Below are 18627 nucleotides of genomic sequence, written 5' to 3'. Positions count from 1 at the left end.
CCTGCATTTCTTATCCAAGGTTGCGGTGACTGGGGCATCGGCAAGCGGCATATGTGCGGAAAAAGGTAGCGCAGTGCCGTTATACGTAGTAAGCTATGGGTTGTCCGTGATTGATAATTGACCCCAAATTATCGACTGATTGCCAGGAGGCAAAGACATACCATGACTGATTCCACTGCTGATGACATCCTGAACAAGGGACAGCGTCCCGCAGGTAAGGGCACCACGACCCGCCCGTCCGGCCAGCCCGTGCCGTCCGAGAACACATCCGTGACCGCCGGCCCCCAGGGCCCGGTTGCGCTCAACGATATTCACCTCATTGAAAAGCTCGCCCACTTCAACCGCGAGCGCGTGCCCGAGCGTACCCCGCACGCCAAGGGCCACGGCGCCTACGGTGAGCTGCACATCACCGAAGACGTGTCCGCCTACACCAAGGCCAAGGTCTTCCAGAAGGGCACCGTCACCCCGATGATGGGCCGCTTTTCCACCGTCGCCGGCGAGCAGGGATCCCCGGATACCTGGCGCGACGTGCACGGCTTTGCCCTGCGCTTCTACACCGAAGACGGCAACTTCGACATCGTGGGCAATAACACCCCGGTATTCTTCCTGCGCGATGGCATGAAGTTTCCAGACTTCATCCACTCCCAAAAGCGCCTGGGCTCCAACGGCCTGCGCGATGCCGATATGCAGTGGGATTTCTGGACCCGCAACCCTGAATCCGCCCACCAGGTGACCTATCTGATGGGTGACCGCGGCACCCCGAAGACCACCCGTCACCAAAACGGCTACGGTTCCCACACCTTCCAGTGGGTCAACGAAGATGGCGAGGCCTTCTGGGTGAAGTACCACTTCATCTCCCGCCAGGGCGTAGAGAACTTCACCGATGAAGAGGCCACCGTGGAAGCCGGTAAGAACCCGGATAGCCACCGCGCGGACCTCTACAATGCCATCGAAGAGGGCAACTACCCCATCTGGGACGTCAAGGTGCAGATCATGCCGCTTGCGGAGGCAGAGGACTACCGCTTCAACCCCTTCGATCTGACCAAGGTCTGGTCCAAGAAGGACTACCCGCTGCACGATGTGGGCTATTTTGAGCTCAACCGCAACCCGCGCAACTTCTTCGCCCAGATCGAGCAGGTTGCGCTGGATCCCTCCAATATTGTGCCGGGCGTTGGCCTGTCCCCGGATAAGATGCTGCAGGCTCGCGTCTTTGCCTATGCTGACCAGCAGCGCTACCGCATCGGGCCGAACTACAAGCAGCTGCCGGTCAACCAGCCGCGCAATGCGGAGAAGGTCAATACCTACGAGCACGAGGGTCCCATGCAGTATTTCTACAATGCTCCAGAGGATCCGGTGTACTCGCCCAACCGCCATGCGAAGGGCGCGGGTGTGCTTGACGATGCCTCCGTCAACAACCGCGAGGACCTCGAGACCACCACCGCGGCGGACCTCTACGTGAACCCAGACCCCCACGGTCAGGACTTGGTCCGCGCGCCATACGTGCGCCACGCGGAAGACGATGACTTCGTCCAAGCACGCGACCTGTACGAAAACGTCTATGACGATGCCGCCAAGGAGCGCTTGGTCACCAATATCACCAACGCGATGGCCGGCGTGTCCGAAGAAACCGAAGAGCGCGTGTACCAGTACTGGACCAACGTCCACCCGGACTTGGGTCAGCGCGTGCGCGAGGTCTTCGCTGAAAAGAAGTAGCCCACTACTGCGGTGTACTGCTTCTTAGAGGCGTAAAGCAAAGCCGCCTTCGACCATCCCTGCGTCCTCACCCCACAGTGAGCTGCTGTGAGTTGGGTGGAGTAATTGGTCGAAGGCGGCTTGTGCGTTAGGCGGGATTAATCGCAGCGGCGCATATTGTCTGCAACAAAGCTCGGCGCGCCCTGATTGATCCATTTGTCTACGTCATAGCACGGTGCGGTCAAACCACTATTTGTTTCACCGATGGGTTCAATAGTTGTCCATGCGCCATCGCTAAAACGTGCCCAAGCGGTCCAATCTGTACTGTCTTTGCCAAAATGAGCCCATTCCCCGTCGCAATCCGACACCACAATTTTGCCCATATCGGGCTCTAGAGACGAGAAGGTACTTGGGGAACAATCACCTTTGGCCTGCGTGGTAGTGGTAGTGACTGTTGTCTCCTGTGGTGCAGGTGGCTGTGCAGTAGTTTCTACCGTTTCTACCGGGGAGGTTGTGGGCGAGTCCGTCGTAGTCGCCGTTTGCTCCGTGGAACTTGTAGTGCTGGAGCTGGAGCTGGATTGCGCCACGGCATCAGAAAACTGGGGCTCACTGGAATCGCCAGAGTTATCGGCATCATCGGTGCAGGAGACCAATGCCATGCACAGCGGAAACGCGGCTACGCACGCCAAGGCGCGGGAGTGAGAGAGTTTTAGAGGATTAGACATGTCTTAATAGTAGATTCTCTTTGTAATGCGTGGGGATCGGCGCGCCTGCAGAAAGGGAATGACCTGCAGCGATAGGTTACTAGCATGACCAAACGCCTTGCCTCGACCGCGCCCACCGCGTCCGCGAGTTCCTCGCGGTGGCGCACACTCTTACTGCTCGTATTGCTCGCCGTACCGCTTATCGTTGGTACCGCAGTGGCGGCCTGGTCGCAGTGGGAACCGGCGCATGCGTGGTCGAGCGCCGCGCAGCCTTATGGCGCGCCGCAGGCGAATTCGACCTCGCCAGAGCTTAAGGAAGCCGCCGAGGCCGCCAGCCACGCCCAAGCGCAGGCTAGCATCCTGAAATCTGGCGCGGATCGGTTAAACAAGGGCACCAGTGAGCTGGATAAGGGTGCTGGGGAATTAGGCGAGGGCGTCGAAAAGCTCGCCGGTGGTTCGCAAGAGCTGGTGTCGGGGCTTAACCAGTTGCAGTCAGGGACCAATACCCTCGGCGGTGGGGCGACGGAACTGGCCAATACCGTCGGAGGGGCCGTTGACCAGGTCGTGGGCCTGGGAGCCGTCCAAGGCCAAATCCTAGAAGCCATCGACGGTACGGTGCGCGACCTGAAAGGAAATGATTCCAAGGAAGCGAAACAAGTTCGTTCCCAGCTGGGGGATTTGCGCAAGCAGGTGGAAAACTTCCGCCTCGATGAATCCCTGACTGGGGAGCTGAAGAAGCTGAAGGATGGCTCGCGCGATCTCTCCAATCAGCTGGCGGTAAGCGGTTATGCCTACCACGATGGCATCAACCAGGCCGTGGCAGGTGCGCAACAGCTCAACCAGTCCATAGCGGAGCTCAATAGCCGTGTGGATGAGGCTCTCGATGGGGTGGGCCAGCTTGACGATGGCGCCGGCAAGCTCACCGGCATGGCGGAACAAAACCAATCGAACCTGGGCGCGGTGCAGCGCGCCCTGCCTCCCGCGCACGTGGCCGCGGAGGAAGATGCGCGCCAGCTGAGCCCGGTCATCGCCATGCTCATTTCCGCGCTCGTCCTGCTGGCTGGATCCGCGGCCGGAGTGGCGTGGAAATTGGGATTCCGCCCGTGGCTGATGGTTCTCGGCGGATCGCTGGCAGCGGTGGCTATCGGGGAGATCCTGCTCTTCGTCTTGTCCATCGGCCTTACCCCCATCGCCGCGGTGGCCGCCGGAGGGGCGCTGTTCTTGGGTGCCCTGTCCTCCGCTCTTATCGTGCGTGGCCTGCTCGAACTGTGTGGCATGACCGTAGGATCCATCCTCGCCGCGATCTTTGGCATTGGGCAGACCGCATTGGTGGGGTGGCTGTGGAAATCCGCGGCCATCGCCGGGGTGGACAAGGTGTGGCAGGTAGTAGCTAACCTTTTGCCGCTCAACTGGACAACGGCGGCTGTCACCGTGGCGGGCAACGATGGTGAGGCAGTGGTGCTGTGGACCGGCCTTGCCGTATTGGGCGCTATCACTCTTGTAGGTCTGAGTGCAGTGAAATGGATCGTGCCTGCCAGGAAGAACCCAAAAACAGGCGCTAAAGTATGAAATTGTGTACTTAAATAGGCAAAAGCTTGTATGAAGCTGGCAATATTTGCCATCGCTATGGTTGGAATGCGAGGAGTGTTATTCTTGCTAGTGCTCACACCGTCTACTTAGGGGGTAGGCGAACGGCTTGCGCCGTTGTGAGTGATAGGGAATAGGGGCGACGCGGTGCTGTAGGGGCGCCGCGTCGTTTCCCGTTTTGCCCAAAGCTATTTATCCAGGTCGGCCCAGGGGGATATGTGCGGCTCACGGCAGGAATGTGCGCTACCACACAGCAGTGTTTAACATTAGCTATACGTCCATTGGCTAATGGCGTGCGCCAGGCGGGCGCCAGTGACTTTTGAAGGAGCGCAATGCAGACCTCCCTGGGGCTGACCCTGATGGGACTGGCCATCATCTTTGTGACGGTGGGCATCCTCATCCGCGGCCGCGTTAATCCCATCATCCCCATGACCCTGGTGCCTGTCATCGGCGCTGTGATAACCGGTTTCGGCGTAGAAGATATCGCGGATTTCTTTGGTGAAGGCTTAAGTTCTGTCATCAACGTCGTGGTGATGTTCATCTTCGCCATCATTTTCTTCGGCATTTTGCAGGATGTGGGGCTTTTTACCCCGGTGATCCGCAGCCTCATCAAGGCGACCCGCGGCAATGTCATGGCCGTGACCATAGGCACGGCCGCCATCGGCATCGTGGCACACCTCGATGGATCGGGTTCCACGACCTTCCTTATTACGATTCCCGCATTGCTGCCGCTGTACCGGGCGCTGCACATGTCGCGCTATGTCCTAATTACCATCGTGGCCCTAGCCGCTTCGGTGATGAATATGGTCCCGTGGGGCGGGCCACTGGGGCGTGCCGGTGCGGTGGTTGAGCAAGACCCGAACGATATTTGGCTGCACTTATTGCCCATTCAGGGTGTGGCAGTGGTCCTCATCTTTGCTACTGCCACCCTGTTGGGCTGGCGCGAAAACCGCCGCTTGGCCAAGCTACAGGAAAGCGGCGAGATTAAGGGCACCATCTCTGTGGACGTGAATTCGTTGGCGGATGATTTTTCCGCCAAGCAGGCCGAGGAACAGCAGAAACTCGGGTTTAGGTACCGGAAATCCCGGTGGGTTACCATCGCGAATATCGTCATCGCTTTGGCTGTGCTCGCCGCCCTGCTTTCGGGCCTGCTGCCGCCGGCGCCCGCGTTCCTCATTGCTACCACCATTGCCTTGGTGGTGAACTTCGACGGCGCGATGGAGCAGGGCGATGCCTTGCGGCGTCACGCCCCCAACGCCTTGTCCATGGCCGGAGTGATCATCGCGGCCGCGATGTTTTTGGGCGTGCTCAATGAGACCAAGATGCTAGAAGAAATCGCGCTGAGCCTGGTGAATGTTCTCCCAGAAGGAGTGGCACCGTATTTGCACCTCATCGTGGGATTCTTTGGGGTTCCGCTAGACCTGTTGACCTCCACGGATGCGTATTACTTCTCGGTACTGCCCATCGTGCAGGGCACGGTGGAGTCCTTCGGCGTCAGCGGGATGGGCGCTGCGAGCGCCCTCATTATTGGCAACGTGGTGGGAACCTTCGTCTCCCCATTTTCGCCGGCGCTGTGGCTGGCGCTGGGACTGGCGGACGGTCAGATGGGCAAGTACTTGAAGATAGCCTTCCCCGTCGCATGGGTATTTTCCATCATCCTCGTCGCCATCGCATTCTTTACCGGAATGCTGGCCTAAGTCGCGGGCCCTGGAATCCAAGGGCCCTGCAGACATGGAAAAAGCCCGCAGTTTCCTGCGGGCTATTGTCGGGATAACAGGATTTGAACCTGCGACCTCTTCGTCCCGAACGAAGCGCGCTACCAACCTGCGCCATATCCCGGTCTACTGCTTAAAAGCAGTACTGAGATACTTTAACGCATGGTGAATGAGATCGACAAAACGGCAGGTCTAGTCCGCCTCAGTGATGCTCAGCAGGGTGGCCGAGGGGCGGCAGAATAAACGCACTGGGGCGAATTTGGACGTGCCCAAGCCATTGGAGACGTGCATCTTCATAGGGCCGAAATCATGCAGGCCCTGTGCGCGCGGGCGATCGATGCCGCAGTTGGTCACGATGGCGCGCGACCCAGGTAGGCAAATTTGCCCACCGTGGGTATGACCGGAAAGGGAAAGCTGGTAGCCATCGGCGGCGAATTTTTCGAGCACTCGCGGCTCGGGGGCGTGGAGCAGGGCGAGCGATAGATCGGCATCCTCGTGGGGCGGGCCGGCGATTTCGGAATAATCATCCAAGTCGTGGTGCGGATCGTCCACACCGGCCACGGCGAGGCGGACATTGCCCACCTTGAACTCGTGGCGGGCTTGGTTGCCGTCGTACCAGCCGTGCTCCACGAAGGCCGCGCGCATGCCGCGCCAAGGCAGGTCAACGTAGGAGGGTTCGCGCTTTTTGCCCAGCAGGTACTTAAAGGGGTTGACCGGGCGCGGCGCCCAATAATCATTGGTGCCAAACACGAACACGCCGGGTCGGGCGAGCAGCGGGCCGAGCGCGCGCAGGGTATCGGGCACGGCCTGCTTATCGGAGAGGTTATCGCCAGTATTGACCACGAGGTCTGGCTCCAGTGCATCGAGGGCGGAGACCCAATCGATCTTGGTCTGTTGCCCCGGGATCATGTGCAGGTCAGAAATGTGCAGCAGGCGGAACTCTTCTTCGCCGCGCAGGGTGCCCTTGGGAAGGAGCGGAAGAGTATATTCCTTGAGCTCGAATTTCGTGAGCTCGCTAAAGCCCCAAGCAGCAACACTTAGGCCTGCGGCGACGCCGCCAAGAATCCGTTGAAGTTTCACAGCTTCTACACTACCTGCCTTAAATGGACGTATATTGAAAGGCATGAGCGAGCTAAAAGATACTATCCGAGCAGATCTGAAAACGTCGATGAAGGCCAAGGAAAAGCAGCGCACCAGCGCCATTCGCGCGCTGCTCGCGGCAATCCAGGCCGAGGAAACCACTGGCTCCCGCCATGAGCTGGAGGATGAAGACATCCTCAAGGTCATCGCGCGCGAGATTAAAAAGCGCCGCGAGTCTGCGGAGGTCTATGAAGAAAATGGCCGCCCGGAATTGGCAGAGGCTGAGCTTGTCGATGTCCCCTTCTTCGAGGCCTACCAGCCGCGCCAGCTCGATGATGCGGAGCTTAAGGCATTGGTAGAAGAAGCAATTGCTGAGGTAGAAAAGGAAAACGGTGAAGCACCCACCATGAAGCAGATGGGTGCGGTCATGAAAGTGGCCAATGCAAAAGCCGCCGGCCAGGCCGACGGCAAGCGCCTTTCCGCAGAGGTAAAAGGCCAGCTTAACTAATCTTTAGCGGCCGAGGAGATTGCGGATATCGTTGCGGAAGTTATCGATATCTTCTTGGCGGATTCCAAAGTCCTCTGGGCTGAGGTTTAATCCGCCGCCGTTATTTCCTCCCCAGTTGCTCACACCGGTAGTGTTCGCGCTGCCGGTGTTATTTTGTGCGCCGGTCGTATTCGCACTGCCCACGCCGCTGGAGGGGGATTGGGTGGCAGAGGTGCCATCGGAAAGCTGCAGGGTAATCTCGGCGCCGTCCTTCTTGCCATCCTTCCCGGTAATCGCGCGGACCACTCGGCCGTAGGGGACATCCCCGCCGACGACGCGGGAGGTTTTTACCACATAGCCCTTGGCTTCAAGGGTGCTGCGGGCCTGTGACTCGTTTTTGCCGCGCAAGCTATCGAGCAACTTATCCCCGGTGGTGCCGTCATCGTATTTCTTATTGTAATTGGGCAGACCGCTCTGAGTAGCCTGCGGTAGCTGCGATGCCATGGTGAAAAATGTCTGCGCGGGCTCTAAGCCACCAAAGAGGTTGCCAGCACCGGTGCACTGGCGCACGGGGGAGGTACACAGAGGCTGGGTATCGGTGCCGTCGTTATAAATATAAGGAGCGGCGGCGAGCCCGTCGTTGAATCCCAAAAATGCCGAGGACTGGTTGGACTCGGTGGTACCGGTCTTGGCGGCGATGGGGGAGCTAAAGCCAGCGGCCTGGGCGGCATCCTTAGCGGTGCCCTGCTTGGCATCTTCAGATAGCGCATTGGCCAGGGCGTGGGCCACATCCTGGTCTACCGCCTGCTCACACGGGGTCTCCTTGAGGTAGACCTCATTGCCGTCCTTATCCAGGACCTTGTCAATGGGGTTGGGCTCGCACCACCGGCCATTGGAGGCAATCGTTGCGCCGACATTGGATAGCTCCAGCGGATTTACCGGGTTGGGGCCCAAGGTAAAGGAACCGGAATTGGCGTCCTTCGTGCGCTGCGCGATGGAGGTGTCCTTATCAAAGGTGCCCTTTTCGTCATAGGAGCGCAGGCCAAGGCGCACCGCCATATCTACGATGGGTGCCACGCCAACCTGCTCGGTGAGCTTGATAAATGGCGTATTGGGCGAGTGGGCCAAGGCCTCTTGCAGCGTCATCGTGGCCTTATAATTGCCCGCGTTTTCCACACAGTAGCGGTTGGCGGGGCAGTTATCGGCGCCGCCGTGGCCAAGGCCTTCGGCCTCGTAGCGGGTGGGCACATCCACCGTATTCTTAATGCCGTAGCCAGATTCGAGGGCGGCCGCGGCGGTAAAGGCCTTAAAAACCGAGCCCGCGCCATTGCCCACCAAGGAGTTGGTCTGCGGCAGCAGGGTTTCATTATTGTCCTGGTCCAGCCCGTACGCACGGGACGAGACCATGGCCAGGACCTTGCGGTCCGACGTGCCCGGTTCGATAACGTCCATCACCTCAGCGACGCCCTGGGCATCCGGGTTGGTACGCGACTGCACCGCAGATAGCGCCGTATCCTGCACCTGCGGGTCCAGCGTGGTCTTTACGGTATATCCACCGTGGGCGAGCTGGTCTTGGTCTATGCCCTTTTCCTCGAGGTACTGCAGCACATAATCGCAGAAAAAACCGCGATCATCTGCGCCGATGCAGCCATTGGCCAGGGTATTGGGCTGCTTGCCGACGCCCAATTCTTCCCCCTTATACTCATCCGCATCCGCCTGCTCCAGATAGCCGTTATCCACCATGGATTGGAGCACGACGTTGCGGCGGTCAAGCACCTCTTCCTCATTGGTATAAGGGTTGAGGCGCTCTGAAGACTGCACCATACCCGCCAGCATCGCCGCCTGCGGCACCGTGAGGTCCGCGGCGTGGCTATCAAAGTAGGTCTGCGCGGCGGCTTCCACACCGTAGGCATGGTTACCAAAGGAGACCAGATTGAGGTAATTGGTGAGGATTTCCTGCTTATCCAACTCCTCATTCATCTGCGTTGCCATGCGCATTTCGCGCAGCTTGCGGGTGGCGGACTGCTCTGTCGCAGCAGCCCGTTCTTCATCGTTTTGTGCGGAGACGAGCAGGAGGTAGTTCTTGACGTATTGCTGGTCAATGGTGGATGCGCCCTGAGATACCCCGCCGGAGGTCAGGTTGGTCCACAGAGCGCGGAAATTGCCTTGGAGATCAACGCCGCCGTGCTCGTAAAAGCGCTCGTCTTCAATGGAGACGATGGCGTTTTTCATCGCATCCGAAATCTCGTCACCATCTACGGGGTGGCGGCGTTGGCTATAGACATAGGCCATATCTTTGCCCGAGGCATCCTGCACCGTGGTAACACCAGGGATATTGCCCGCTGTTAGGTCTTGCAGGTCTGATTGCATGGTCTGGTTGGTGCGGGCGATCGCCACGCCGGAAATGCCCGCAAAGGGGGCGAGCGCGAGCGCGATGAGCGCGGCTACCAAGACCGTGGACAGGGCTATCTTGGACAAAGATTTGAAGACAGTCACGCCCAATACCCTACGTGGTCTGCCTAGCAATGGGGAAGGTGACCTGCACCCCCTAAAGTGTGACCTCGTAGACAATCTCGCGTTCTAGTGAATAGACTCAGGCCTCGGTACATAGTATTCCGTCTGGGAAGGAGAACACTCACCCATGACCGTTCGAGTGAAGACTGCGGGGATGTCCAATACAGCCCGAAATCCCGAGCGTGGTGAGTGGGTCACTCAAGCAAAGTGCCGCAATGAGGACCCAGACGCATTATTCGTGCGCGGCGCTGAACAGCGCAAAGCCGCCGTCATTTGCCGCCACTGCCCCGTATTAACGGAATGCCGTGCAGACGCCCTTGATAACCGCGTGGAATTTGGTGTGTGGGGCGGGTTGACCGAGCGCCAGCGCCGCGCGCTCCTGCGCAAGAACCCCCACATCACGGACTGGGCCAATTACCTGGCTAAGGGTGGCGAACTCGTCGGCATTTAAGGCGGTCAGGGGTGTGACTGTCCTTGCAGCGGCGACAGCGCTGCGAAATAGGGGCGGCATAAGTCGTATTAAATCGCTAGAATGAACCCCATGACTAAATGGGAATACGCAACCGCACCAGTACTGACCCACGCCACCAAGCAGATTCTTGACTCTTGGGGCGAAGACGGATGGGAATTGGTCTCCATCACCCCTGGCCCAAACCCGGAGAACGTGGTGGCCTACTTCAAGCGCGAGGTGGCAGAGTAAATGAGCTTTTCCGCTCGCTTGAAAGAGCTAGGGGTGGAGCTGCCGGGCGTCGCTAAGCCGCTGGCTTCCTATGTGCCCGCACTGCGCGTGGGCAACCAGGTATGGACCTCTGGCCAGCTTCCCTTAGTGGAAGGCTCCCTGCCGGTGACCGGCAAGGTTGGTGCTGAAGTCACCACGGAGCAGGCCCAGGACCAGGCCCGCACCGCCGTGCTCAACGCCTTGGCGGCCGTTGATGCGGAGATCGGACTGGATAATATCTCCCGCGTGATCAAGATCGTTGGCTTTGTGGCCTCGGACCCTGGCTACGAGGACCAGCCCGCGGTGGTTAACGGGGCATCGGATTTCATCGGGGAGGTATTCGGCGAGGCTGGCACGCACGCGCGTTCTGCAGTCGGCGTAGCTGCCTTGCCAAAGAATGCCCCGGTGGAGATCGAATTGATCGTAGAGATCGCTGAGTGATCGGTTAGGCTGGTAGGCATGGAGCACCCCGCATACAGTCAATTGCGTCCCGTAAGCCAATCCGTTGGCGTAGTTCTTTGTGATAATCCCAGCTATACCGCCCTCGAGGGCACGAATACCTGGATTATCAGTGCCGCTGAAGACTCTCGGTCGATCGTCGTAGACCCGGGGCCGGAAGATGAAGGCCATCTCAACGTTGTGCATCGCCATGCCGGTGAGGTGGCTTTAATTCTGCTTACCCACCGCCACGATGACCACGCTTCGGGCGCGCAACGGCTTCGGCAGATGACCGGCGCGCCCATCCGCGCCTTCGATCCCAGCTATTGCAATGGCGCGGAGGCATTGCAGAATGGTGAAATTCTGACTTTGGAAGGCATCACCCCGCAATTGGAGGTCCTGCACACGCCGGGCCACACCGCGGACTCCACGTCCTTCTTCGTGTGGAGCGGTGAGGTAGAAAATTCCCGGCTAGAAGGCATTATCACCGGCGATACCATCGCGGGGCGCCACACCGTTTTGCTTTCAGAAACGGACGGTGATTTGGCCGATTACCTGCATACCCTGGATGTGCTGGAATCTCGCGGCAAGGATGTTCCGCTCTTCCCAGGCCACGGGCCGGATTTGGAAGATACCTCGCAGGTGGCGCGCAAGTACATTGACCGCCGCCACTACCGCCTAGACCAGATCCGGGAAATTCGCTCCCGGCTGGGCGATGACGTGGATCTGACCACCTTGGTCAATGAAATGTATGACGATGTGGATCCGGTGCTGCGCCATGCCGCAGAGCAGTCCACGCGCACCGCGTTGAAGTACCTCGACGGTACGGATAACTAACGCGCTGCGCGGCAGGCAGCCGGCTTAAAACGTTTATTCCCTCCACCCCTAGTGCTTATGCACGGGGGACGGAGGGAATTGTTTGGCTTTAGCGCGCGCGGCGGGCGAGGTGCTCGGTATCGACGATGAGCACGGACTTGCCCTCGAGGCGAATCCAGCCGCGGTGGGCGAAGGTGGCTAGGGCCTTGTTGACGGTCTCGCGGGAAGCGCCCACCAACTGGGCAATCTCTTCCTGGGTGAGATCGTGGTTGACGCGCAGCGCGCTGCCTTCCTGGACACCGAAGCGGTTAGCCAGCTGCAGCAGGGTCTTGGCAACGCGGCCAGGCACGTCGGTGAAGATGAGGTCCGCCAGGTTGGCGTTGGTGCGGCGCAGGCGGCGGGCCAGCACGCGCAGCAGCTGCTGGGCGATGGCGGGGTGATCGCTGACCCACTTATCCAGCAGCTCGGAGTTCATGGTGGCGGCTTGGACCTCGGTCACGCAGACGGCAGACGAGGTGCGAGGGCCCGGATCGAAGATGGAGAGCTCACCGAACATATCGGAGGGGCCCATCACGGTCAGGAGGTTTTCGCGTCCATCCGGGGCGTGGCGGGCCAGCTTAATCTTGCCGGAGGTGATGATATACAAACGGTCACCGGGCTCGCCTTCATCGAAGATGGTGGTACCGCGCGGGAAGCGCACTGTCTCCATCTGCTCGAGAAGATTCTGCACTGCTACGGGATCAACGCCTTGGAAGATTCCGGCGCGGGAGAGGGTGTCCTGTACGCCTTCCACGTTTTACTCCTTGGATGTCGACTGCGAAAAGTCACTAAAGTGCTTGGGCCACATCCTTTTGCGGGCTCCAGGGAGGCACGCTAATGCGGAACAAGCGGGGTCAATTTTTAGCGTACCCCATTTTACAGTGCAGTTAGTCACTTTTGGGCACTGTCCCCATAATGGTCACACGACAGAAATGGGTTCACTTACGCCCCTAGCGTTACAGCCAGCGGGTTTCCGGCTAATCGGCGAAGACAACTGCTTCCAATTTTTCCATGAGGAGGGCGAAAAGGGCGATGCCAAGCGGTACAAAAATAACAAGTGAAATCATGTATTCCTATCCTACTAAGCTTGGCGGCATGAGTTCATCACTGTCGGCCACCGCGGCCCCGAGTAAGAGAGCGCCCATCATTAACGAGCGATTGGCAAGCGAACACCCCGATGCGCGGTGCGAGCTCGATTTCGATTCTCCCCTCCAGCTTTTGGTGGCCACGGTGCTTTCCGCGCAGTGCACGGATGCGCGCGTGAACTCGGTAACCCCTGAGCTGTTTCGCGCCTATCCCACCGCGGCCGATTTTGCGGCAGCCAGCCGGGAGGATCTGGAGGCGATCCTGCGGCCGCTGGGGTTTCAGCGGGCGAAGGCGGGGCATCTCATGGGTATCGGCGAGCGCCTAGTTTCTGAGTTCGATGGCGAGGTGCCACAGACCGTAAAGGAACTGACCTCCCTGCCTGGGGTGGGCCGCAAGACGGCGCTGGTGGTGCTGGGCGATGCCTTCGGGGTACCGGGCCTTACCGTGGATACACACTTTAGCCGCCTGATGCAGCGCCTGGAGCTGACGGGGGAGAAGACGCCGGTGAAGATAGAAAGGGACATCGCCAAGCTCATTGCAGAGGAACAGTGGACGATGTTTTCCCACCGCGTCATTTTTCACGGCCGGCGGATCTGCCATGCCCGGAACCCGGAGTGTGGGAATTGTGTGGTGCGGGATCTGTGCCCGGCTGCATTAAGCTAGCGGTATGAAAAAATACGTCTTCGGCACCGTCATTGCGGCCATTGTCATCGCAGCCCTCGTGGTGGTGGGGGTCATGCAGCTGCGTGGGGATGACAACAGCACGGGCGATTCGGCGCAGGCCCCTGGCGCGGGATCGGAATCGGGCTCGGCGGGTGACCAGGACGTGGCCGAACGCCCAGATTGCCCCGCAGGGCCCATCGCCGGAGTGGATCTGGAATGCTTGGGCGGCGATGATGCACGCGAAGGGGACAAGGCGGATGAAGGCATTACCATCGCCAATGTGTGGGCGTGGTGGTGCGAGCCGTGCCGCGCGGAATTGCCCCACCTGGACGAGGTGGCAAAGTCCCACCCTGACTGGAAGGTCGTTGGGGTGCACGCGGATAAAAACGCCGCCAACGGGGCCGCGTTCCTCAATGACGTGGGGGTAGACCTGCCGAGCTTCCAGGATCCGGATAATAGCTTCGCGGGCACGCTGGGCCTGCCGGGCGTGGTTCCCGTGACCGTGATTCTCCGCGATGGGGAAGTGGTTAAGCAGGCAGCCCAGCCGTTTACCTCGGCGGCCGAAATCGAAAAAACGGTTGAGGAGGCGCTCGCCGGATGAGTGAATTATGGCCCGAGTACGCACCCGAGTGGATAAAACCCGCGCTGGGCGTCGATCCGAGTCAGGTGCAGGAACTTATTGGGCAGCGGCAAGCATCGCAGCTCAATGGCTCAGAGGAAGAGGTGCCAACCAAGCGGGAAGCCGCGGTGCTGATGCTGCTTAGCGGGAACAGTGTGGAGGATGGCGAAATTTTGCTTACGCACCGCTCGCCGTCCCTGCGCTCGCATTCCGGTCAGATTGCCTTTCCTGGCGGCCGGCGGGATCCGGGCGATACCTCGCTGGTAGATACCGCCCTGCGGGAGGCGTGGGAGGAAACCGATCTGCAGCGCCACACGGTCACGCCCTTAGAGCAGTGGGAACAGCTGCACATTCGCGCCACGGGGAATCCGGTAAGCCCCATCCTGGCCCATTGGAACCAGCCGGGCGAAGTCTATCCCGCTAGCCCGGCGGAGACCGATGATGTGTTCTTCGTCCCGCTCGGGGAGCTCATTGACCCCCGCAACCGCCTGCTGGTGGGATTTAAGCAGTGGCAAGGCCCGGCGTTTTATGCCAATGACTACGTGATTTGGGGCTTTACTGCCGGAGTTCTGTCAGCATTATTGGAGCATTCTGGGTGGAGCGTACCGTGGGATAACAATTCGGTCATAGACCTGCGTGACACCCTCAAAAAGTCCCGCAATAATGAGAAGATGTCCTAATTGCCCGCGCGCTTAAGGTGCCGGAGGACGCACGAGATTTCGATCGAGAAAGAACCAAAGCCATGACTGCTGCGCTCGTTGTTGACGGCCTGATCGTGCTTGCCGTATTAGCAGCATTGCTAAGTGGTTGGCGCAATGGCGCGCTCGCCGCGGTGCTCTCCGCCATTGGCGTGGGCGCGGGCCTCGTGGTGGGCATCGCCGTAGCACCCAGCGTATTGCGCACAGTGGAGGAGCCTTCGCTGCGCCTGCTCCTGCTCGTGGGCATCCTAGTTTTGCTGGTGGGTATTGGGCAGATCATTGGTTCCTCCTTGGGCACCAGCATGCGCGATCGCATGAAGGCGCGCACCACCCAGCGGATAGATTCGCTATTCGGCGCGGTCTTTCAGTCCTTCATCGCGCTCATCGTCATCTGGATGATTTCCATTCCCGTGGCCACCAATTTGGGCGGATCCGCGGGGCAGGGGCTGCGCGATTCCCGCATCCTGAGCAACCTCAACGCGGCCGCCCCGACGCGCCTGGCTTCCCTTCCCAATGGCGTGGCGGCGTTGCTCAATGAATCGGGGCTTCCGCCCTTGGTCTCGCCGTGGGAAAATTCCATCAGCGGCAAGGACGTTGAGGACCCCGCCCCAGACGTGCAGGATCCGGAGCTGGTGCGCAGCATCCGCCCGTCCATCATTCACGTGCTTGGCGATGCCGAAGAGTGCTCCCGCCGCCTCATGGGTTCCGGTTTTGTGGTGGACAATGACTATGTGGTCACCAATGCCCACGTGGTGGCCGGCACCCAAACGGTGAGGTTGGATACGAAGCTGGGGCTGAAAGACGCCACGGTGGTCTACTACAACCCAGAGGTCGACATCGCCGTCTTGCACGCGCCGGATTTGGGCATCCAACCCCTGCCGTGGGCGCAGCAGCCGGCCCAGACCGGCGACGATGCCATGGTCATGGGCTTCCCACACTCCGGCCCCTTTAATGCGGAAATGGCACGCGTGCGCGATCGCATCACCATCGCCGGGCCAGATATCTACTCCCAAGGCAGGGTAGAGCGCGATTCCTATACGGTGCGCGGCAATATCCAACAGGGCAACTCTGGCGGCCCCTTGGTCAATACCGCGGGTGAGGTCTTGGGCGTTATCTTCGGTGCCTCAGTGGATGATTCTGAGACCGGATACGCGTTGACCGCAGACGAGGTCATCGGCCACATTGGGGATGTCACCCAATTGAAGCGCCCGGTAGAAACGGGCGAGTGCGTGGCGCACTAGCTTTCGTACTAGAGATCCGCGTAGGGCAATCCGCCCTACGCGCCCCACACGCCGCCCTACGCGCCCTACGCGTCGAGCCAGCGGCGCAGCTCGTCGACGAACTGTTCAGGGGCCTCGAGGAAGGGCAGGTTCTTGGCCCCTGGAATCGAAGTGGCGCTAAAACCAGCGCGGGCGCGCAGGGAGGCCCGCTGGATGACGGGGTTCCACAAGCGCTGCTGGGCGTGGATGAAAAGGACGGGGCGTTTTACGCTTAATTCGGACCAGTTCAAGGGCACCACGGCGGTGCGCATCCGATGATTCCACAGGATGCCGCGGCGCACCTTGCCAATCTGGGAGGCGCGCAGGCGCAGGGCAAGGATGGACTCTAAGGTGGCATCGGCAAGCGCGGGCCCCGTATCCAAACTGAGCTCCTTGCGGTAGGCCCGGGGGCTGAGCAGCAGGGTATTCGCGCGGGTGACCTTGGGCAGGTGGCAGAGGAGGGAACGCAGGATCATCCACCCAAAATCCCAGGGGCGGGCGGCGATGGCGCGGCGGATATCAACCGGGTGCGCGGCCGAGACCGAAACCAAGCCGCGCACGCGATTGGGGCGCTCGGCGGCCAGGCACCACGCCACCGCGCCACCGGTATCGGCGCCGACGATATAGGCATCATCGTGGCCCAATGCCTGGATGAGGCCATCCAGATCCCCGACCAGGGTGCGGATATCTTGGCCGGGATCGATGGGCGGCTTATCGGACATGCCAAAGCCGCGCATATCTACCGCGGCGACGTGGTACCCGCACTGGGCGAGGGGCCCTATGACCTCCTGAAAATCGAACCAGCCGCCAAAAGCGCCGTGAATAAAAACGACGAGAGGATCGGCGCTATCGCCCGCTATGGCTACGTGCAAGCGAATGCCCCGGGTGTGGACAAACTCGTGCGCAAATGGTCCTTCCAGCTCAACCGTGGAGGGGGTAAGTGGTGCTAAAGCCATGGAGGGCAAGGCGCCTTTCTATGTGTACAGAAAATCCGCCCCAGGAAAGGCTGAGGCGGATCTAATAGTGCGTGCGGTTTAGGTGTACAGGCCGTGAGTGTCCTTCCGGTCCAGCGATTTCTGCGCCTGGCCCGGAATGAGGTTCTTGAGTTCCTTGGTGGAATCTATGGTCTTCTGCGGTGCCTTAACCTTCTTGACGTTCTTGACTCCGAGCAGGGCGAGGGCGCCGGCCGCCACGATCATCACGAGGAAGACGATCAAGAAGGCTGCCCAGCGGTCCAGCCAGAGGGCGAGGAGCTCAGCGAGGAAGAAGAAAAAGAAGAAAGAGCTGTACAGTGCGATGGTGCCCGCTGCGCCGAAGAAGCCGGCACCGATGCCGCCCTTCTTTGCGGACTGCGCTAGCTCCGTCTTGGCCAGCTCTACCTCAGAGCGCACGAGCTGGGACATCTGCTCGGTGGCATTGGAGACCAACTTGCCGATGGAGGTTTCGGAGGACGATGCATCAACATCGCTCAAAGGAATCGAATTAACCTTTGGTGCGAATTGATCGGTGCCGTCAGTAAATAATCCATCGTTGCTCACGATTAATTCTCCTCGTTTTCATCTAAACCTTGTAACGGCCCCAATGATAATAGATACAGCGCGGTTTTATGGTGCCGCGCCAACGATAGGGGGCCTTCGGGGCTCGGGGCGTCTAGGGCTATCCTAATGTATATGCCAGAAAATGACGCGTTATCCCCGCTATTTCGCCTCCCGGGGGTGAAAGAAGGTGCGGAAAAGGCCGCGGCTGCCATCGCGCGCGCCCACCGCAGGCCCGCCGGGCTGCGCAGGTATGAGGTCATCTCCGCGGAGTCCTTGATGCGCGGGGCGCGCGCCAGCGTGGCCTTGGATGGGCATTCCATCCCCCCGCATCCTGGCCCGGGTGATGTGGAAAGCGGGCCGCTCGCCGGCGCGGTCAGCGCGTATTCCGTGGTAGCACCTGAGGTGGTAGATTCCACCGTCCGCTCCTTTGCCCGCGCGCCGCTGCAAGTGCTCGCGCGCATCGATGTTGCGGCCGGCGGCAACGGGATCCCCAGCGGCGATAGCGCGCGCTTGCAGGGCCTGGCGCGCCTGATTGCGCAGGGCAGCGGCCCCGCATTCCGCGATCTTTTGCCGAGCGTCGTGCACGCCGAAATCGCGGCAGGCGAATTCTTTGGCCCGCGCAGCGGCGTGGTGGCGCGGGTTGCGGCCCGCCTGGCCGCCATACACACCGGCTTTGATCCTCGCGGGTTCGCCGTGCCAGAGGTGTATTTCCACCGCCATTCCACGGCCTACCACGAGTGCCGCGCGAACTACCGCGACAGCCCCGGTGAGGTGGTACTTTTCCACCTTTCCGCTTGGGAGGTAGGCGGCAAAGAAGCCGATGCCATCGCCCGCGCGGCCTAACCGTACGCCCGTATCCGGGAGGCGGTGAACATCCATTCGGTGCTGGTCAGCGCCGTGCAGGTAGATAATTTTTCTTAGCTGTTGTGATCGGGTAATGAACGTGTCATAATAAGCGGTGCAAGGCCCCGATA

19 protein-coding genes and 1 tRNA gene are annotated in these 18627 nt (G+C 60.1%); 14 read left to right on the top strand and 6 right to left on the bottom strand.

All coding sequences use genetic code 11. The features are described from left to right. The first annotated feature begins 162 nt into the window (after positions 1-162). The 4 genes from MHX65_RS04380 to MHX65_RS04365 all read left to right on the top strand — a co-directional run bounded on the left by MHX65_RS04380 (position 163) and on the right by MHX65_RS04365 (position 5680). A complete protein-coding gene (locus tag MHX65_RS04380) occupies positions 163-1713 on the top strand; it encodes a catalase (RefSeq protein ID WP_239268953.1) in 1551 nt (516 codons plus the stop codon). A gap of 426 nt (positions 1714-2139) precedes the next feature. Then, the gene (locus tag MHX65_RS04375; protein WP_239268952.1) at positions 2140-2394 is read left to right on the top strand and encodes a hypothetical protein; all 255 of its coding nucleotides are present in this window, start codon (positions 2140-2142) and stop codon (positions 2392-2394) included. 107 nt (positions 2395-2501) lie between these two features. Further along, positions 2502-3965, top strand: coding sequence for a hypothetical protein (locus MHX65_RS04370; RefSeq protein ID WP_239268950.1), 1464 nt, complete (start codon positions 2502-2504; stop codon positions 3963-3965). 350 nt (positions 3966-4315) lie between these two features. After that, positions 4316-5680, top strand: coding sequence for a CitMHS family transporter (locus tag MHX65_RS04365; RefSeq protein ID WP_239268948.1), 1365 nt, complete (start codon positions 4316-4318; stop codon positions 5678-5680). A 68-nt stretch (positions 5681-5748) separates the two neighbouring features. Here the strand turns inward: MHX65_RS04365 and MHX65_RS04360 are convergent. Beyond that, a tRNA-Pro gene (locus tag MHX65_RS04360) sits at positions 5749-5822 on the bottom strand. Positions 5823-5890: 68 nt separating this feature from the next. Continuing rightward, on the bottom strand, positions 5891-6778 hold the full coding sequence (locus MHX65_RS04355; protein WP_239268946.1) for a metallophosphoesterase: 888 nt from the start codon (positions 6776-6778) through the stop codon (positions 5891-5893). A gap of 43 nt (positions 6779-6821) precedes the next feature. Between MHX65_RS04355 and MHX65_RS04350 the strand changes: the two genes are divergently transcribed. After that, positions 6822-7286, top strand: a complete 465-nt coding sequence (locus tag MHX65_RS04350; RefSeq protein ID WP_005276488.1) for a GatB/YqeY domain-containing protein — start codon at positions 6822-6824, stop codon at positions 7284-7286. Between the two features lie 3 nt (positions 7287-7289). On the opposite strand, the gene MHX65_RS04345 is transcribed toward MHX65_RS04350, so the two are convergent. Further along, complete coding sequence (locus MHX65_RS04345) at positions 7290-9761, bottom strand: transglycosylase domain-containing protein (RefSeq protein WP_239268944.1); 2472 nt, start codon at positions 9759-9761, stop codon at positions 7290-7292. Positions 9762-9906: 145 nt separating this feature from the next. On the opposite strand from MHX65_RS04345, the gene MHX65_RS04340 reads away from it, so the two are divergent. The 4 genes from MHX65_RS04340 to MHX65_RS04325 all read left to right on the top strand — a co-directional run bounded on the left by MHX65_RS04340 (position 9907) and on the right by MHX65_RS04325 (position 11772). Next, positions 9907-10230 carry a WhiB family transcriptional regulator gene (locus MHX65_RS04340; protein WP_005276491.1) on the top strand — a complete coding sequence of 108 codons (324 nt, stop codon included), beginning with the start codon at positions 9907-9909 and terminating at the stop codon, positions 10228-10230. A 90-nt stretch (positions 10231-10320) separates the two neighbouring features. Then, a complete protein-coding gene (locus MHX65_RS04335; protein WP_126318073.1) occupies positions 10321-10479 on the top strand; it encodes a DUF4177 domain-containing protein in 159 nt (52 codons plus the stop codon). Continuing rightward, positions 10480-10938 (top strand): RidA family protein, encoded by a 459-nt coding sequence (locus tag MHX65_RS04330; RefSeq protein ID WP_239268942.1) that lies wholly within the window; start codon positions 10480-10482, stop codon positions 10936-10938. An 18-nt stretch (positions 10939-10956) separates the two neighbouring features. Next, positions 10957-11772 (top strand): MBL fold metallo-hydrolase, encoded by an 816-nt coding sequence (locus MHX65_RS04325; RefSeq protein ID WP_239268940.1) that lies wholly within the window; start codon positions 10957-10959, stop codon positions 11770-11772. An 88-nt stretch (positions 11773-11860) separates the two neighbouring features. Here MHX65_RS04325 and glxR read toward each other — a convergent pair whose 3' ends face one another. Further along, positions 11861-12544 (bottom strand): CRP-like cAMP-activated global transcriptional regulator GlxR, encoded by a 684-nt coding sequence (glxR, locus tag MHX65_RS04320; protein WP_005276495.1) that lies wholly within the window; start codon positions 12542-12544, stop codon positions 11861-11863. Positions 12545-12885: 341 nt separating this feature from the next. Here glxR and nth point away from each other — a divergent pair, with 341 nt between their 5' ends. The 4 genes from nth to MHX65_RS04300 all read left to right on the top strand — a co-directional run bounded on the left by nth (position 12886) and on the right by MHX65_RS04300 (position 16097). Beyond that, a complete protein-coding gene (gene nth, locus MHX65_RS04315) occupies positions 12886-13539 on the top strand; it encodes an endonuclease III (protein ID WP_239268938.1) in 654 nt (217 codons plus the stop codon). A gap of 4 nt (positions 13540-13543) precedes the next feature. Further along, entirely contained in the window at positions 13544-14140 is a 597-nt protein-coding gene (locus MHX65_RS04310) for a TlpA family protein disulfide reductase (RefSeq protein WP_239268936.1), read from the top strand. Next, positions 14137-14838, top strand: a complete 702-nt coding sequence (locus tag MHX65_RS04305; RefSeq protein WP_239268934.1) for an NUDIX hydrolase — start codon at positions 14137-14139, stop codon at positions 14836-14838. Before MHX65_RS04310 ends, MHX65_RS04305 begins: the two co-directional genes overlap by 4 nt. 62 nt (positions 14839-14900) lie before the next feature. After that, the gene (locus MHX65_RS04300) at positions 14901-16097 is read left to right on the top strand and encodes a MarP family serine protease (protein ID WP_239268932.1); all 1197 of its coding nucleotides are present in this window, start codon (positions 14901-14903) and stop codon (positions 16095-16097) included. A gap of 65 nt (positions 16098-16162) precedes the next feature. On the opposite strand, the gene MHX65_RS04295 is transcribed toward MHX65_RS04300, so the two are convergent. Both MHX65_RS04295 and MHX65_RS04290 read right to left on the bottom strand, forming a co-directional pair. Then, positions 16163-17071, bottom strand: a complete 909-nt coding sequence (locus MHX65_RS04295; RefSeq protein WP_239268930.1) for an alpha/beta fold hydrolase — start codon at positions 17069-17071, stop codon at positions 16163-16165. 78 nt (positions 17072-17149) lie between these two features. Beyond that, positions 17150-17653, bottom strand: coding sequence for a phage holin family protein (locus MHX65_RS04290; RefSeq protein WP_370657786.1), 504 nt, complete (start codon positions 17651-17653; stop codon positions 17150-17152). A gap of 126 nt (positions 17654-17779) precedes the next feature. Here MHX65_RS04290 and MHX65_RS04285 point away from each other — a divergent pair, with 126 nt between their 5' ends. Then, positions 17780-18496: a hypothetical protein gene (locus MHX65_RS04285; protein ID WP_023025037.1), complete on the top strand. Its 717-nt coding sequence runs from the start codon at positions 17780-17782 to the stop codon at positions 18494-18496. The last annotated feature ends 131 nt before the right edge of the window (positions 18497-18627 follow it).

Source organism: Corynebacterium sp. ACRPS, from assembly GCF_022346005.1.
GTDB lineage: Bacteria > Actinomycetota > Actinomycetes > Mycobacteriales > Mycobacteriaceae > Corynebacterium.
The sequence above is the reverse complement of the archived record's forward strand: the minus strand, read 5'-3'. Positions and strand labels throughout refer to the sequence as shown.